The following is a 15,246-nucleotide window of genomic DNA, read 5'->3' on the forward strand; positions in this document are numbered from 1 at the left end:
CTCAATCTTGAGCCTTGATCATCTCTTGAATCTTGCTGGCCAAGGCATCCACATTGAACGGCTTGGTAATGATCTCCATGTTTTCGCCCAGGTAGCCTTCGACCTGGGCGCCTTCGGCATAGCCTGTAGCAAACAGGATCTTCAGCTCCGGTCGCAGGGTTCTGGCTACATCGGCCAGCTGGCGGCCGTTCATTCCCGGCAGCCCCACGTCGGAGATCATCAGATCGATCTGTTGACCATTTTGTAGCAGAGGAATCGCCTGCTGCGCATCGACCGCCTCAAGCGAGCTATAGCCCAGCTCATCGAGCACTTCGACGATCAGCGAGCGGACAATGGTTTCGTCCTCCACGACCAATACGGTCTCTCCGGAGCCTTTAAGCAATTGTCTTTCGGTATTGATCGCGTGCTCATCCAGCGCGCCACGGTATCGAGGTAGATATAGCCTGACGCTTGTACCTTTACCCTGTGTGGAGAAGATACGGACCTGTCCCTTGGATTGTTTGGCGTAGCCATAAATCATGGACAAGCCAAGACCGGTACCCTGACCGATGGGTTTGGTGGTGAAAAACGGATCAAAGGCGCGCTCGATAACCTCTGGGCTCATGCCCGTCCCGGTATCGTTTACACACAGCACGACATAGTCACCTGGCGCCAATGTCAGGTGTGGATCGTCAGTGTGCTCATCAAAGTGCGCCGAGGAGGTGGCAATAGTGATCGTTCCGCCCTCGGGCATGGCATCACGGGCATTGATCACAAGGTTAAGCAGCGCGCTTTCCAGCTGGTTCGTATCGGTAAGCGCCGGCCATAATCCTGCTGCAAGCGTCGTATCGAGGGCTATCTTTTCACCAATGGTGCGTCTGAGCAGCTCCTCCATCGACGCAACCAGGGTGTTCAGGTTGACCGGTTTGAGATCCAAGGCCTGGCGCCGCGAAAAAGCCAGAAGGCGTTGGGTGAGGGCGGCTGCACGTTGCGCCGACGTGACAGCAGCGCTCATATAGCGTTCCAGATCTTGGGCGCGCCCCGATTCATAACGGCGCTGCATCAGGTCCAGCGAGCCGATAATGCCCGTCAGCAGATTGTTGAAGTCATGGGCGATACCGCCGGTGAGCTGGCCGACAGCTTCCATTTTCTGGGATTGACGAAGTTGATCCTCAAGCTGACGCTGCTCGGTAATATCCCGACCAACCGAATAGATCAATCCTTCCTCGGGTACGGCTGTCCAGGAGGTCAACCTATAGTTGCCATTCTGGTGGAGCAGGCGTACCTCGTAGGAACGGGCCCGCCGTTCCTGATCAATGATGCTGAGCCCATGCGTGACGCGGTCAACATCATCAGGATGAATGAATTCAAGATAGTTTCTGCCAAGCAGATCGTTTTCCGACCAGCCTAGCGTCTCGTACCAGGCCTCGTTCACCGAAATGAGTCGGCCATCCAGTTGGCAGACCTTCATCAGATCGTTACTTAAACGCCAGATTCGATCACGCTCGCGCGTGCGTAGCTCAATCTGCCTTTCAAGCTCCTCCCGTGAGCGGGAAAGGACCTCGCGAGCATCGATGATGTCCTGAATATCGGTCGATGTACCAAACCAGCCCTCGACCGTACCACGCTCATTACGTACCGGCTGAGCCCGTCCGAGTACCCAGCGGTATTGGCCGGAGCGATGGCGAAGCCGAAACTCTGTGCGGTAGGGCTCGCCACTTGTGAGGCATTGCTGCCAAGACGCCCAAGTGGTCTCCCTATCATCGGGGTGAACCATCTCAATCCACTTGTCACCATCGGTATGCTCTGCCACCGATCCGGTGAATTCGTACCAGCGCTCGTTGAAGTAGTAATGATGACCATCCGGGCGACTGGCCCAGACCATCTGATCAATGGAGTTCGTGATGGCCTTGAAGCGTGCTTCGCTTTCCGACAAGGCGGTTTCGGCCTGCTTGCGCGCGGTGACGTCCAGAAAGAGCACAACAAAGCGGGTGGGGTCCAGACGCCTTAACCAGGACTCGAACCACCGACCTTCCAGCGCCTGCAGCTGCAGCTCAAAATGTACGGGATCATTATGGCGGACGAAGCGCGCATAACCCTCTATCAGCGTGTCATCGATATGAGGTAGTGCTTCGCGGAGGGTCCGGCCTTGCACCTGCTCGGGCGGAAGCCCGGTTAGCTGGCTGAACGCTGGGTTGACCTCGATAAAACGGAAGTCAACCATATGGCCTGTTGCGTCCAGGATGGGCTCTGCGACGAAAAACCCTTCCTGCATCTCCTGGGTAAGGTTGCGCAAGCGAGCATCGCTTTCAAGGCGAGCCTGCTCGGCCCGCTTGCGATCGGTGATGTCGTAGCACACACCAAAATAACGCATGCCTTCACGAGTATTGACCAGAATAGGCTCGCCTCGACGAGCCATCCAGCGTTCCTCTCCGTTGTCAGGCCTGCGGATACGATACTCGACGTAATCCAACGCACCCTCTAAAAACTCATGACTGTTGGTGATAACACGTGCGCGATCTTCAGGATGGATGAGTGCAATCAGCTCCTCGATCTGAAAGCTCTCCTGCTCAGGCAGCCCCCAAAGCTGGCACATCTCCCGAGACACAGTTATGCGTCCTTGAGCCGGGTGCAATTCGAACGTTCCGATCTCTCCTACCTGTTGAGCCAGTCGAAGGCGCTCTGCAGCAAGACGCTCGGGTGTGCGATCACGCAGGATCTTGGAGTAGCCCATCAGCACGCCATCCCTGCGCAGCGCACTCATCTCGCCGCTGGCCCAGAAGCGTGTGCCATCCTGCTTAATATGCCACCGCTCATCCTTAGCGCAACCGCATTGGGCGGCTTCCGTCATCTCAACGTTAGGCCGATCCTGTGCACAATCTTCTGGTGTAAAGAAAATAGATATCGGCTGGCCAATGGCTTCGGCTGCCGTCCAGCCCAGGACCTTTTCCGCGCTGGGATTCCAGTCCACGATGGTCCCCGATAGGTCGGATACGACCACGGCATAGTCAGAGGTATTGGCCAATACCAGTTGGGCCAGTTCACCAGGGCTCAAGGCGCTGAGGGAGGATCTACCGGATTCCATAAGTAATACTTTTTTCTATCGGTTCATGATGTGACAGAAAAAGTAAGGGTTTATCCCATTGATAAGAAAACCGCCTCAAGAGGCTGAGAATTGCTAGACGGCTTTGTTGTTCGATAGGACTCAGGAGGAACTTTAATAGCGAAGCGGTCTGCTCTCGAGCCATTCAAGTAGGGCAAGGGCCGGCATGGGACGAGCCATGAGGTAGCCCTGACCTTCATCGCATCCCCAGTTTCGCATCAGCTTGTAGATCTCCTCGGTCTCGATGCCTTCGGCCACTACCCGGTAGTCCATCTCCTTGGCCAGTTTGATCATGGCCTTGACGATGCGTTTATCCTTTTCCTGCCGAAGCGTATTGTGGATGAAGGACTGGTCAAGCTTGACCACTGACGCCGGAATGTCTCGCAGATACGACCAGTTGCTGTAGCCCGTACCAAAGTCATCGATAGCGATGACGATCCCGAGATCATGGATGCGCTCCAGTTGGCGCTGCACAACTTCGGTCTGCCGGATCAGGGCGCCCTCGGTAAACTCCACCTCCAGCCGCTGCGCCGGCAGATCATATTCCCTGAGAAGGGCAGTCAGCGTATCGGTAAACACCTCATCGTCCAGATCGGCCGCGGATACGTTGATGGCTACCGTCAGGTTCAGTCCCTGTTGTTGCCACGCCTTCGCCTGTTTGACCGCAGCCTTGAGGACCCACAGGCTGACTGAGCGAATCAGGAACGTCTTTTCAGCCAGCGGTATGAATTCGCCTGGGCTGATGTCACCCAGCGTAGGATGGCGCCAGCGGAGCAGGGCTTCTACAGACGTACACTCACTGGTAGCCAGCTGGATTTTAGGCTGGAAGTAGAGCCTGAGCTGATCGTCCGCCTGAAGCGCTATCGTCAGTGCGCTCAGTAGGCGAAAGGCGCGCTGCTGCGCATGGTCGCGGCGCGGGCTGTACATTTCCCAGCCAGCATTGTTTTCCCGTGCATCGTCTGCCGCGCTGACCAGCGAACGTATCCAGTCCGTCGAGCGTGCCTTTTCCTTGTTAAGGACCAGAATGCCCAGACCTATCTGTGTCTGGATGGGAATGGTGTCGCAAACCAGCGGCGCCTCAAAGGACTCGAGGATGTGCCTGTAAAGCGTTTCAGCTGCCTCCGTTTCGATGTCCGCCAACATAAACGCAATGCGTGTAGGACTGATTCTGTAAAGTGCAAGATCCCTGGGTACAACAGCCTGTAGGCGATCCTTGATCAGAAGCATGAGCCGTTCTGAAAACGTATAGCCCAACGCTTTGACGATGTCGTTGAGGATACGAGGCGCAATGACATCGACTGCCACCAGCGTGATCGGAAGATCCTGGTCCGAGAAAAAGGTCGAGACATCTCTCTCCAAGCGAGGGCGATTGAACAGGCCGGTCGGTAGATCGATGAAGTTGAGGTTGCGCAGCGTTTCCACACGCGTCATAACCAGCTCGGCAAGCTGACTCAGCAGCTTTACCTGATGCTTATCCAGGGGAGGCCGTGGCTTCGTGTCAATGATGCACAAACTGCCCAGCCCAAGGCCCTGTTGAGTCAGCAGGGGAGCGCCTGCGTAAAAGCGGATATGAGGCTCCCCCGTAACCAGCGGATTGTCCCTGAAGCGATGATCCTGGGTAGCATCGCTGACCATGAAAAGCTCATCACTCAAGATGGCATGACTGCAAAAGGAGTGCTCACGCGGCGTTTCGCTGATGGTAAGCCCGACGCTTGCACTGAACCATTGCCGGTGAGTATCGATAATCGAAATCAGGGCAATCGGGACCTGAAACAACTCAGCAGCCAGCGCAACGATCTTGTCGAAAGCGCGATCCGGTTCCGGATTGATCAGGCATAGCTGCCGAATTTCTGCAATCCGCTCGGACTCGTTCGCGGGAGTGGGCACTAAGTTGTTCATGATTGTTATCAGACGTGGGCTATTTTTGGATCATATGGTTTTTGTGAGGTATGTCAGATATTAAAAATTCCTACCAGATCTTTAGAAAATATCTGTTAAAGCAACATCAAGATCGGCCGATAAGGTTGCACACGTTCAATCTGGAATGATCGTTCAACGGCACCTGAGGTTCTCAGGAGTGTCATGTGTCTCTATGACTGTATAGGCAATATGACCATGACTGTACCGATTGATTTTGCATCTCCTGCCCATGAAGTGGCGCATCAACTGATTGGCTGGGTTTTTACCGTTAATGGTGTTGGCGGGCGGATCGTCGAGACCGAAGCCTATGATCGCGAAGACCCGGCCTCCCATAGCTTTTCTGGGCTTACGCGGCGTAACGCCACCATGTTTGGTCCGCCAGGCCATCTCTATGTCTATCGCTCCTACGGCATCCACTGGTGCCTGAACATTGTCTGCTGCGACACGGGGCATGGTGCGGGTGTGCTAATCCGCGCATTGGAGCCCCTGGAAGGAATTGACATCATGCGTGAGCGCCGCGGACTCGATACGCTACGCCTGCTATGTGCAGGCCCGGGGCGTGTGTGTCAGGCTCTGGGAATTACCGGAGAGCACGACGGGCTTGTACTGGAGTCGCCAGGCCTCGAATTGACCGCACCGTCAGCCCCTTTTGAGACGATTTCAGGGCCACGGGTCGGTATCACCAAGGCGCGCGATGTGCCCTGGCGGTTTGGTTTGAAAGGGTCCCCTTTTCTAAGCCGCAGCTTTCGCTAGTCTGACGGCTGGTCGCTACATACAGCACCTTTGGCGTGTCTGCAGGGTCGATTAAGGCATCACGCGTGCGTTCGCCTGCCCATCGGCAGAGCGTTACGGCAATGTGCAAGTCGATCAATTGGAGTGCCGTCGTTTATGTCAGCGATCCCTAAAGACCCCCATCTGGACAGCTCTATCACCTTGCTCAAGGAGGGATACCGCTACATCCCTGAGCGCTGCCGTCGTTACCAGAGCGATGTCTTTCAGGCGCGCCTGCTCATGCAGAACACTATCTGTCTGTCCGGGGAGGAGGGGGCCAGGCTATTTTACGACGAGTCGCTTTTCATGCGGGAAGCGGCCGCCCCCCGTATGTTGAAAAAGACCCTGTTTGGCTTTGGCTCCATTCAAGGGCTGGACGGGCAGGCGCACCGCGTGCGCAAGCAGATGTTCATGTCATTGATGACGCCCGACAATATCCAACGACTGACGGCCCGGTACGCCGAGCAATGGCAGCGAGACATTTCCGCCTGGTCCGGTAATCACGAAGTTATCCTGCTCTATGCAGCCCAGTTTCAGCTTTGCCGGGTCGTTTGTGAGTGGTCCGGCGTGCCGCTGCCCGAGGGCGACGTAGCCAAGCGCCGCTCGCAGCTCACCGCTCTGATCGATGGCGCGGGTGGGATAGGGCTTCGGCACCTCAATGGCCGAAAGGCGCGTAAAGATGCTGAAGCCTGGATTGCAGATCTCGTCACGCAGGTGCGTCAGGGTGCGTTGAATCCGGCTCCGCAAACGGCCTTGTACGTCTTCAGCCACCATAAGGACAGTGATGGCAACCGGCTTGACCCTAAAACGGCTGCGGTCGAAATTCTCAATGTGCTGAGGCCTACCGTAGCGGTTGCACGCTTTGTAGTCTTTGCTGCCTGGGCTCTGAACAAGCACCCCGAGTGGCAACAACGGCTGCGCGACGAGCCGAGCATGCTGGAACCCTTTGTACAAGAAGTGCGGCGCGTCTTTTCGTTCTTTCCCTTTACAGTGGCGCGTGTTCGCAAGAACTTCGAGTGGAAAGGCTATCCCTTTACCAAGGGAACTCGCGTTCTGCTGGATCTCTATGGCATCAATCACGATGCGAGAATCTGGAAGGACCCTGAGCGGTTTGATCCTGAGCGTTTTCTGACCTGGGATGAAAACCCGTTCGGTTTTGTCACTCAAGGCGGTGGCGACCATTATCAGAACCATCGCTGCCCCGGTGAGTGGATTACGATCGAGCTGCTAAAGGTGGCAGTCAAGGCGCTTACGCAGTGGATGCGTTATGACGTACCCCCGCAGGATCTTTCGATCGATATCACGCGTATTCCAGCTCTCCCGGAAAGTCGTTTTGTGATCAGCCATGTGCGGCCGGTGGTACGTGAGTCTGCGGAGAGGGTTCAATGAGCGAAGGCTAAGGCTCAGCATTCGAGCCTTTAGCGCCTGTGCGTCAGTGCAACGGCTGTGGATCAGCAGCGCCTTGGCCTCATAAGAAGAAGCCTCGCATCAAGCGAGGCTTCTTTCAGCTACCAGCGCGGCGGGGGGCCGTAATAGCCAGGTGGCGGGCCATAGTAATAATGTGGCGGCGGAGCAGGAGCTACGCGTACAACCTGGGTCTCGTAATAGACAGGCTGCGCCGGGTAGTAAACCACCTGTGGCGGGGGCGGCGGTGGAGCCGCTTGTACGTAGACAGGCGCTTCAGCTGCGCGTGAGTTAGCCACAATCGCTCCGCCAACGACTGCCCCGACCACGGCTCCGAAAATGGCAGGCCCTGGGCCATGTCCGCCGTGAGCGGAGGCCTGGCCGGCCGCTGCGAGGCAACCTACCAGAAGCGCAATCTTGGGTATTTGACGAATCATGAACGTCTCCTCCTCAGGAGCCCGGCTATATAAAAGAAACCGGCTATTCAATAAAACAACGAAGCGCTGTAAAGAAAAAGAGGAGGAAGGTAAAGGTTGTGTAAGGCCGGTTACTGGCAGATAAACGGTTGGTTATGAAACTCAGGCGGCTGGACCCGTTTGGCCAACCACCTGAAAGACACGATTACTGGCTAACCGTTGCGGAGTTGCCTGTTCCTGTTTGCTGGATATAGGCCTGGCTCCAAGCGTTGGTCTGGTTGAGCTGAATTTGGTTTACATCGCCGGTCTGGGTGATGGTAGAGAGCAGGAAGTCTCCGCTCTGGGTGGTACTGACGAGGTTGTCATTCCCTGTCTGCGTGATATCTACCCCTCCAATCGTACCGTTCTGGGTGATGTTGACTTCGTTGTTGTCTCCCTGGCTGATCAAGGTTGCGCGCTGGTCCATACCGTCCTGGCTGATATTCAATTCGTTGTTGTTGCCGGACTGAGTCATGGCCTGCGTATTGTTCCTTCCAGCCTGCTCGCTGGTCATGACGTTATTGTTTTCATATTGAGCGAGTCGAAGACCGTTACCAAAGCCGGACTGCTCAACCGTTATGGTGTTATTCGCATCATACTGGCCGGTCCAGAGTTCATTATCGAATCCCTGCTGGCTGGCATTCACCACGTTCGAATCACCGCTCTGCCCAAAAAACATCGTTAGATCCGAGCCGTATTGACCGCCCATGAAGGCGCCTTGCTGACTGGCATTCACCGTGTTGTTGCTGCCGTATGTATAGGCTTCAGCCAGGTTGTTTGAGCCCGCCTGGGTAATGGATGCGGTATGTCCAGTGCCCTCCTGATAGACCGTAACGGTAGAGTCGGTCGTACCGATCTGCTGGACAGTTACCGTGTGGGTATCACCGCCTTGAGTGACGGTAATCGTACTGGTTGAAACGTCATCCTGTCCTGCCAGTACCGTGTTGTTGCTGCCGTTCTGGTCAGTAGTGATGCTGCTCTCTTCGGCATAGGCCTGAGTTGCTCGGCTTAGGTTGGCGTTGCCAGCTTGAACCTGCTCTATCGTGCTGTTGTTACTGTTTGTCTGTTCGGCAATAGCCTGATTGTCATCGCCGGTTTGCGTCTGCGTCGCCGTGTTGTAGGTTCCGGCGCTTTGATTGAGGGTTACTTCGTTGTTATTGCCTTCCTGAGTTAGTGTGGCCGAATCGAATGCTGCCATGGCCGAAAAGCTGGTCAGAGCAGATACTGCCAGTACAAGAGGTTTCAAACTGAACATAGAGACTCTCTCCTTGATCGTTGATAACGTCCATGCACGGATCGCCCGCACTGCCTGCCCCTCGGGACGCCAGCCTGGAGTTTCGCCCTAACGCTCATGGCAATCAGGCAAAACGGGCCAAGTCTCTATGGCTGGTCGTGAATAGGCTATCGCCCAAAAGATGGTTTATTGGTCGCCAACGTCGTCTATCAGAATTAAATCCTGCTCCATTCTGTTTGATTTATCTGGTTCGATCAGTCCGACTATAGATCCATGACTTACCGTTCGTCGGGCGTACTACTTGAAAAAAGCGAGCGGGTTCCTATATGGAATCCTGCAGGGCGCCGAAGTCGGGCCCTGCGTTGAAACTTGCTGATGACTCAGGAGATTCCCTATATGAATACCGCATTCTCTCTTGCTCCCTTGTTCCGCCATTCCGTTGGATTCGACCGCTTCAATGACCTGTTCGAATCCGCGCTGCGCAACGAGTCGGGCAGCTCCTACCCACCCTATAACGTGGAAAAGCATGGCGACGATCGCTATCGCATCGTAATTGCGGCTGCCGGTCTTGCCGAAGACGACCTTGATCTCGAAGTAGAGCGGGGCGTGTTGACCGTGAAGAGCGGCCGCCGTGAGAAGAGCGCCGACAGCGTGACCTACTTGCACCAGGGCATCGCCCAGCGTGCCTTCAAGCTGTCCTTCCGCCTGGCTGATCATATCGAGGTGAAGGGCGCGAGCTTGAAGAATGGCCTGCTCAACATCGATCTGGTACGTGAAGTACCGGAAGAGGCCAAGCCCAAACGCATCGCCATCAACGGTCAGTTGCGTGCCGATGAAAAGCCTGCGCTGGAAGGGCAAGCCGCCTAAGCACAGCGGCGATAAGGCACTAGAGAAAGGGGATGTCATAAACATCCCCTTTTTGTATGGGGCTTCTTAAAAGACCCTGTTTCCATTTGATGCGTCTTTATCGGCATGCTCAGCCGCGATAGACGCAGGCAATAAAAAGCCCCGATTGCTCGGGGCTTAGGGTCGGGCAGAAAGAGAGGGAAACTGCCAGACCCGCCTTATTATCGACCGGGAATATGCAGACTTGAATAGCGGCAGGATGCCAGTGCCTTTAGCTTGCGCTGGCTGCGTTTGCCTTCAAGAATGTAAGTAAAGCCGATAGCCATCAGCAATACACCCTCGATAACGATTTGAAGGTCCTCTGGCGCAAAAAACAGGCAGAAGGATCCTGCAGCAAAGAGTATCAGGCCGAGACAGTAGAACACTTTTCTATCCTTAGCAGCGTCTTAGACTACTCACGAATGAGTGTGGCAGCTCACGTTGCTGCCTGGTATCTACGGTATCGGCTAACTCCGGTTAGCCTTTAGTCTGAAATGAGCGGTAATTGCATAGTGCGAATAATGCCCAGTTGCTGATGGAAAGGTCAGCCTTCGGTAACATCCAAGAGGCGCTGAAGCCCTTCGAGATCATCGTCAGATAGCTTGCCTTTAACATCGCAGGCCCTGTATTCCACGCGCTGGCCGGACGCAACGTACTCTAGCGCTTCCCGGGTCACGGGCGTCGTGAAGTCTTCGCCGTAGATGTCACGAAAGGTGTTGAGCTTGTATTTGCCTTCCATTTCATAGAAGACCTTGCCGTCAATCGTCCAGCGAGCAAAGCGGCAATCACCAAAGCGGGCTTCGTTGCCAATGCTGGACAGCTTGGCAATGTATGTTGTGATCTTACCGCCTGAGCTTGTTGTCGCCTGGCTAGCCGATACGGTAAACACCAGATCGTTGGCAGATTTATCACCCGTCCAGATTACGGAGCGCCGCTCTCTGAACTCGTCATTCTCATCCGTCAGCTCACCTGCATGGACGGCCAGGGGAGCCAGGCATCCTGCTATGGCGAGTAACCAAGCCTTGTATTTCATTATCCAACCATGTCGTTAGTAGCGCCTGCCATGGTGCAGACTGTGGAACATTAAAAATATCAAAATGCCATTGTATCGCCTTATTTCTAACAGTAGCTGATTTTAGGCAATAAAAAAGGGCTAGCCGTTTGGCTAGCCCTTTATGCTTGGTGGAGGCGGGGGGATTTGAACCCCCGTCCGCCAGCTCTCCGCTCTTGGCGCTACATGCTTAGCCCAATCTACTAGAGTTAACCCTTAGCGGCCCGATGGGCAGGGCGCTTGGGGCGATCTGTATAAGTTTTAGCCGTTACGTCTACAGCGAACTTGGCGGCGATCCTGTTCTGTCTGACAGTCGTTTCGGGTTTACAGGCATCCCCTAGCGACTGCTAGCCGCGTTAAGCAGCTAGAGCGTAGTTGTCGTCGTTGGCAACTATAAGTTTGCAGCAGCTAATTTACGAGGTCTGCTACCAGCTCGGCATGCTCCTCAAGTTTTGTTACCGGCGTCGAATCCTAATCGCCCCCTTGATGAGTACTGCTCACTGTATAAATGAACAGCCGAATTGTCAAGTGCCTGATAGTAAAAGGCAGAATCTGAAGAAAGCGGGCTTTCCTCTTTCGGCATTTACATAGATGGGGGAGGCGATTCGTTTGTTCAAGGGCAGGTGAAGTTTTATTTTCACCCTATGGTTTAGCGTGGCTACCGACTCGCTGCCAGAACTGTTTTGTAGTGGCGACAGGCTGCTTTTATACGGTTGGTTAGGGAGTCGCCCCGGCCTCCAGTAGGTCATACCGCCTATGACCTTTATGGAGTAACCCGCATGACTCAGACGAACAAACCTCTGGCGGTGGTAACAGGTGCCTCAAATGGCATAGGGCTGGAGCTGGCACGGCAATTCGCTCAGAACGGCTTCGACCTGCTTATCGCGTCGCAGGGCAAAGGCCTGGATGAGGCCCGGCAGACATTGCAGGCCCTAGGCGCTCAGGTCGAGTGTGTGGCGGTTGACCTCGCAACCTATGAAGGAGTAGAGCAGCTCTATTCGGCGTTTCGTGCATTGAACCGCCCAGTCGATGCGATTGCCATCAATGCGGGTGTAGGCATTGGTGGCAGTTTCGTACCGGGTACCGAGGCGGAGACGACGCTGGAGAGCGAGCTTAACCTCATTCAAATCAATGTGGTGTCTGTAGTACATCTAGCCAAGTTATTTAGTCGGGACATGGTGGCCCAAAGGCGAGGTCGTATGCTTTTAACCTCTTCGATTTCAGGAACCTCACCTGTTCCGTTCGAAGCGGTATACGGAGCGTCCAAAGCCTTCGTGCGGTCGTTTGGAAATGCCATCGGCAATGAGATGAAGGGAACCGGTGTGAGCGTAACGGTATTGATGCCGGGACCGACCGAAACCAACTTTTTCCACCGGGCCGGTGAAGATGATACTCAGGTCGGCTCAGGCAAGAAGAATGATCCTGCATTGGTGGCGCAGCAGGGATTCAATGCCTTGATGGCCGGGCAAGCCGAGGTCTACGGGGGCGGGCCGGAAGTTGAGCAGGAAGGCGAAGGTCCCAATCGCACCGAGTCTGAGCAGGAAAAAGCTGAGCGTCATCGCCAGATGTCTGAGCCAGGCTCGGCTTAGCCGTTTAGCTTAGTAGCCGTCCCGCCTTGTCCGAGAACCTTTCCAGGCAGTGCCTGAGCCACACTGCCGTTGCGCAAGGTAATAGCACGAGCGGACGATGAGCAGATAGCATCCTATCAGGTGAGGTCTTTTGGCGCAGATGGCCAAGCCTGAAGACTGCTGGACGATCGATCCGTGCTCTGTCGCCGAGGCTTACCGGATGCGCCCTCTCTTTTGTAAATCCAGAACGACATCAATGTCACAACGATGCAGAGCGGGAGCCATATAGGGTTCTGGGTATAACACCACGTATAGGTACTGCAGGCGTAAAGCCCTTCGTAGGGCAGTGCCAGGGCAACCAAGCCAAGGGAGGTAAGCCAGAGGGCGAGAGTGTTCATAGGATTGCCGCTACTTCCATGTGGGGACGGACACGCTGACAGTGCGTTCTGGTATGACCGTAAACGCAAAATTAGTTCAGGCCGCTAGCGTGAAATGGTTCTGATAGACGTTTTTATGGCTGGAAGCGGCCGAGTGCCGGAAATCAGGCGTTTTTTCAGGCATGGTGCTTGCTATACCAACGTAAGGATGAGCAGGCACTGGCGCTGAAAGAAAAAAGCCTCGACGAGTCGAGGCTTAAAGACCATGGAGACAAGCAGAAGTAGGGGTGAACTGCTTGCTAAAAAGTTATCGGAGCTTTTCCGGCGTGCTTTAAGCCAAGCTGATGGATGGTTTGAAATTCTCGGGAAGTCCTTGAATTTATCAGCTATTACTTGAAAGGTGCAGGCTTTGCCCCGCCCGTTCGCAGTGCTGACAAAGGAGTGTCACTGAGGTTGTGCTGAACGTTCACCTAGATGCTCAAGATGATAGGTAAGTATTCATGACTGACAGGATATTGGTTGTGTATAGCCAGGCCCTGGCCTCTGTGTTTGGAGCAGCCCTGAAGCTAGGTGTTGATACCGACACCATTGCAGAGCAGGCCAAGCTCGATGTCATTAGCTCAGACAAGTGGGTTTCGGCTGATCTTGTCGGGGATGTGCAGATGGCCATCGAGGATGCGTTAGTCGTTGCGAAGGTTGTAGGTCGCAAGCGCTAAACGCTTCTGGTGTGCCTCAGGTGATGACTGGCTATTTATTAAGGAGTGAACGTTCAAAGCTGCACGGGCAGTTCAAGAGAGTTCTCATGCGCAAAGAGTTTGCAGTTCTATTGCTGGCATCGTCGTTATCCTGGTCTGTTCATGCCGAGCTTACACGCGCGGATCAGTCGCTTTACAACACCCAGCCTCAAAAGGCCAATACGAGCCAGAATCTGAGCAAGGCCGATCTTGCCTGGCATGCTAGCAAGACATTTGGCTTTGATTGCCCTGAAGTCGTCAAGCATAAGCCAATGCTGGGCAGTCACCATTCGATCATCATCTGTAGCACCGGCGCTCGGCTCAAGGTCCATCCATTGTCAGATAGTCGGCCTGTCATGACTCTGGTAGTCAGCTCGTTCTGATCGGGACTTTTCGGCACTCTTGCCTGGAGCGTGACTCCAATCTTCAGAACGTACTGTTGTTCATACAGGGCGACAGATGTTGGATAGAGGTTGTCCATCGGGCAACCCTAATGCTTGGAGGAAACGAGATGGCTGCCGATTACAGTCAAGGGCGCTACCTAGTATTTGGATACGGCGACAAAGCCGTTCAGATTGGTCTGATTGACAATGACGGCTTTGTACGCGCTTCGGATGATCAGGGTAGGTTGATCTACCGCATCGAGGGCGAGCAGGTGTATGACATGGACGACAATTACCTGGCAGACATCAATGAAGGCACAGCGGTAACAGCCAAGGGTGAGCGCCTGTTTACCATCCAGGCAGAATAAGGCGGGGCTGTTGTAAACGCCCCGGCAGTGGATAATCAACCTTTCTTGAAGTGCAGCTCGTAGTCAGGATCGACAAGGGGCTGCAATCCACTGGCTTTGATCAGCTCGAATGAAGCATTGGAGCTGATGTACTTGATGAAATGGCGGGCCTCTTCAGGATGGGGCGTGTCAGGTGCCATGCAGGCGGTGTATAGCGTCATCTTCTGCGCCTGATCGGGTATGAGTCCTACGATATCGACGCCCTGCAAAGGACTCAGCTCGCTGACCTGTTCCAGACCGATTTCCGCCTCACCCCGGGCAATGGCGTCGCCCACTGACTCGTTCGTGATTCTTTTCAACTTGGGCGCAATTCGCTCCCTGATACCCATGAGGTTGAACAGGACATTTTCCAGATACAAACCGCTGGCACTCTCGGAGTAGGCAATTGATTTGGCATCCAGCAGAATTTGTTTGAATTCTTCCATGCTTGTCATGGCCGGATGGCTTTGGCCGTGGGGGACAGCAAGCGCAATATAGGATTTTCCGAAATCAGCGCAGCTGTCTGGATCGATATGACCCTGCTGCTGCAGTTTGGAAATGGCCATGCGGTCCAGCAAAAAGACATCGGCCCGCTCACCTTCGGCCAGTCGACTAGGAATGGTGGTGACATCGTTGCCACGTGCCGGCGCTACATGGCTGACAAGCTTTCTGCCAAAGGTTTCTTCATAAACAGGGCTGATTTTTTCGACAACGTCCAGAGCACCCTTGGCGCAAAACAACTGAAGTGCAGGGGGAGGTTGCGGCACAGGGCGAGCGGCCGCATGCACAGAAAGGCTCGCCGCGGTCAGGGCGAGCAGGAAAGCGGAAAAGATATTTTTCATAAGCCGAGCTGACCCCGCCGAGCACAGGGCAGGATCGCTTCCTTTTACAGGTAAACACAACCGGAGGCGGGATATTACGTGAACAGGGCGCTTATGTGGGAGGCAAAGGACGAGGTGTACGGCAAAATGCTGCCAAAAACATTAAGGTCATAAA

The 15,246-nt window shown here is 54.6% G+C and carries 14 protein-coding genes and 1 other RNA gene; 7 read left to right on the forward strand and 8 right to left on the reverse strand.

Annotated elements, in window-relative coordinates:
* Position 1 precedes the first annotated feature (1 nt).
* Complete coding sequence (locus QWJ10_RS06335; RefSeq protein ID WP_289924819.1) at positions 2-3,064, reverse strand: PAS domain S-box protein; 3,063 nt, start codon at positions 3,062-3,064, stop codon at positions 2-4.
* A gap of 132 nt (positions 3,065-3,196) precedes the next feature.
* Positions 3,197-4,981: an EAL domain-containing protein gene (locus tag QWJ10_RS06340; RefSeq protein WP_289924821.1), complete on the reverse strand. Its 1,785-nt coding sequence runs from the start codon at positions 4,979-4,981 to the stop codon at positions 3,197-3,199.
* A 216-nt stretch (positions 4,982-5,197) separates the two neighbouring features.
* Here QWJ10_RS06340 and QWJ10_RS06345 point away from each other — a divergent pair, with 216 nt between their 5' ends.
* Both QWJ10_RS06345 and QWJ10_RS06350 read left to right on the forward strand, forming a co-directional pair.
* Positions 5,198-5,755, forward strand: coding sequence for a DNA-3-methyladenine glycosylase (locus tag QWJ10_RS06345; protein ID WP_289924822.1), 558 nt, complete (start codon positions 5,198-5,200; stop codon positions 5,753-5,755).
* A gap of 135 nt (positions 5,756-5,890) precedes the next feature.
* Positions 5,891-7,162: a cytochrome P450 gene (locus tag QWJ10_RS06350; protein WP_289924823.1), complete on the forward strand. Its 1,272-nt coding sequence runs from the start codon at positions 5,891-5,893 to the stop codon at positions 7,160-7,162.
* A 119-nt stretch (positions 7,163-7,281) separates the two neighbouring features.
* On the opposite strand, the gene QWJ10_RS06355 is transcribed toward QWJ10_RS06350, so the two are convergent.
* Both QWJ10_RS06355 and QWJ10_RS06360 read right to left on the reverse strand, forming a co-directional pair.
* Positions 7,282-7,614: a hypothetical protein gene (locus QWJ10_RS06355; protein WP_019364241.1), complete on the reverse strand. Its 333-nt coding sequence runs from the start codon at positions 7,612-7,614 to the stop codon at positions 7,282-7,284.
* A 184-nt stretch (positions 7,615-7,798) separates the two neighbouring features.
* Positions 7,799-8,887: a hypothetical protein gene (locus tag QWJ10_RS06360; RefSeq protein ID WP_289924824.1), complete on the reverse strand. Its 1,089-nt coding sequence runs from the start codon at positions 8,885-8,887 to the stop codon at positions 7,799-7,801.
* A gap of 375 nt (positions 8,888-9,262) precedes the next feature.
* On the opposite strand from QWJ10_RS06360, the gene QWJ10_RS06365 reads away from it, so the two are divergent.
* Positions 9,263-9,733 (forward strand): Hsp20 family protein, encoded by a 471-nt coding sequence (locus QWJ10_RS06365; protein WP_289924825.1) that lies wholly within the window; start codon positions 9,263-9,265, stop codon positions 9,731-9,733.
* A 200-nt stretch (positions 9,734-9,933) separates the two neighbouring features.
* On the opposite strand, the gene QWJ10_RS06370 is transcribed toward QWJ10_RS06365, so the two are convergent.
* The 3 genes from QWJ10_RS06370 to ssrA form a co-directional block, all read right to left on the reverse strand.
* On the reverse strand, positions 9,934-10,137 hold the full coding sequence (locus QWJ10_RS06370) for a hypothetical protein (RefSeq protein ID WP_122042118.1): 204 nt from the start codon (positions 10,135-10,137) through the stop codon (positions 9,934-9,936).
* A gap of 158 nt (positions 10,138-10,295) precedes the next feature.
* Positions 10,296-10,784, reverse strand: a complete 489-nt coding sequence (locus QWJ10_RS06375) for a hypothetical protein (protein WP_289924826.1) — start codon at positions 10,782-10,784, stop codon at positions 10,296-10,298.
* Between the two features lie 147 nt (positions 10,785-10,931).
* Positions 10,932-11,285, reverse strand: a transfer-messenger RNA (tmRNA) gene (gene ssrA / locus QWJ10_RS06380).
* A 296-nt stretch (positions 11,286-11,581) separates the two neighbouring features.
* Here ssrA and QWJ10_RS06385 point away from each other — a divergent pair.
* From QWJ10_RS06385 to QWJ10_RS06400, 4 genes are all read left to right on the forward strand, one after another.
* Entirely contained in the window at positions 11,582-12,391 is an 810-nt protein-coding gene (locus tag QWJ10_RS06385) for an SDR family NAD(P)-dependent oxidoreductase (protein WP_289924830.1), read from the forward strand.
* Between the two features lie 856 nt (positions 12,392-13,247).
* Positions 13,248-13,463, forward strand: coding sequence for a hypothetical protein (locus tag QWJ10_RS06390; protein WP_010795032.1), 216 nt, complete (start codon positions 13,248-13,250; stop codon positions 13,461-13,463).
* An 86-nt stretch (positions 13,464-13,549) separates the two neighbouring features.
* Positions 13,550-13,864 (forward strand): hypothetical protein, encoded by a 315-nt coding sequence (locus tag QWJ10_RS06395; RefSeq protein WP_122042121.1) that lies wholly within the window; start codon positions 13,550-13,552, stop codon positions 13,862-13,864.
* Positions 13,865-13,992: 128 nt separating this feature from the next.
* Positions 13,993-14,232, forward strand: a complete 240-nt coding sequence (locus QWJ10_RS06400; RefSeq protein ID WP_150346995.1) for a hypothetical protein — start codon at positions 13,993-13,995, stop codon at positions 14,230-14,232.
* A 35-nt stretch (positions 14,233-14,267) separates the two neighbouring features.
* On the opposite strand, the gene QWJ10_RS06405 is transcribed toward QWJ10_RS06400, so the two are convergent.
* Positions 14,268-15,092 carry a substrate-binding domain-containing protein gene (locus tag QWJ10_RS06405; RefSeq protein ID WP_289924837.1) on the reverse strand — a complete coding sequence of 275 codons (825 nt, stop codon included), beginning with the start codon at positions 15,090-15,092 and terminating at the stop codon, positions 14,268-14,270.
* Positions 15,093-15,246: the final 154 nt, after the last annotated feature.

It is taken from the genome of Pseudomonas sp. WAC2 (assembly GCF_030403525.1).
GTDB classification, from domain to species: Bacteria; Pseudomonadota; Gammaproteobacteria; order Pseudomonadales; family Pseudomonadaceae; genus Chryseomonas; species Chryseomonas luteola.

What these genes read in the sequence shown, in the direction of transcription:
- QWJ10_RS06350 (WP_289924823.1), top strand. Translation starts at nt 5,891, where the DNA reads ATGTCAGCGATCCCTAAAGACCCCCATCTGGACAGCTCTATCACCTTG.
- QWJ10_RS06395 (WP_122042121.1), top strand. Translation starts at nt 13,550, where the DNA reads ATGCGCAAAGAGTTTGCAGTTCTATTGCTGGCATCGTCGTTATCCTGG.
- QWJ10_RS06365 (WP_289924825.1), top strand. Translation starts at nt 9,263, where the DNA reads ATGAATACCGCATTCTCTCTTGCTCCCTTGTTCCGCCATTCCGTTGGA.
- QWJ10_RS06340 (WP_289924821.1), bottom strand. Translation starts at nt 4,981, where the DNA reads ATGAACAACTTAGTGCCCACTCCCGCGAACGAGTCCGAGCGGATTGCA.
- QWJ10_RS06335 (WP_289924819.1), bottom strand. Translation starts at nt 3,064, where the DNA reads ATGGAATCCGGTAGATCCTCCCTCAGCGCCTTGAGCCCTGGTGAACTG.
- QWJ10_RS06390 (WP_010795032.1), top strand. Translation starts at nt 13,248, where the DNA reads ATGACTGACAGGATATTGGTTGTGTATAGCCAGGCCCTGGCCTCTGTG.
- QWJ10_RS06375 (WP_289924826.1), bottom strand. Translation starts at nt 10,784, where the DNA reads ATGAAATACAAGGCTTGGTTACTCGCCATAGCAGGATGCCTGGCTCCC.
- QWJ10_RS06345 (WP_289924822.1), top strand. Translation starts at nt 5,198, where the DNA reads ATGACTGTACCGATTGATTTTGCATCTCCTGCCCATGAAGTGGCGCAT.
- QWJ10_RS06360 (WP_289924824.1), bottom strand. Translation starts at nt 8,887, where the DNA reads ATGTTCAGTTTGAAACCTCTTGTACTGGCAGTATCTGCTCTGACCAGC.
- QWJ10_RS06385 (WP_289924830.1), top strand. Translation starts at nt 11,582, where the DNA reads ATGACTCAGACGAACAAACCTCTGGCGGTGGTAACAGGTGCCTCAAAT.
- QWJ10_RS06355 (WP_019364241.1), bottom strand. Translation starts at nt 7,614, where the DNA reads ATGATTCGTCAAATACCCAAGATTGCGCTTCTGGTAGGTTGCCTCGCA.
- QWJ10_RS06405 (WP_289924837.1), bottom strand. Translation starts at nt 15,092, where the DNA reads ATGAAAAATATCTTTTCCGCTTTCCTGCTCGCCCTGACCGCGGCGAGC.
- QWJ10_RS06400 (WP_150346995.1), top strand. Translation starts at nt 13,993, where the DNA reads ATGGCTGCCGATTACAGTCAAGGGCGCTACCTAGTATTTGGATACGGC.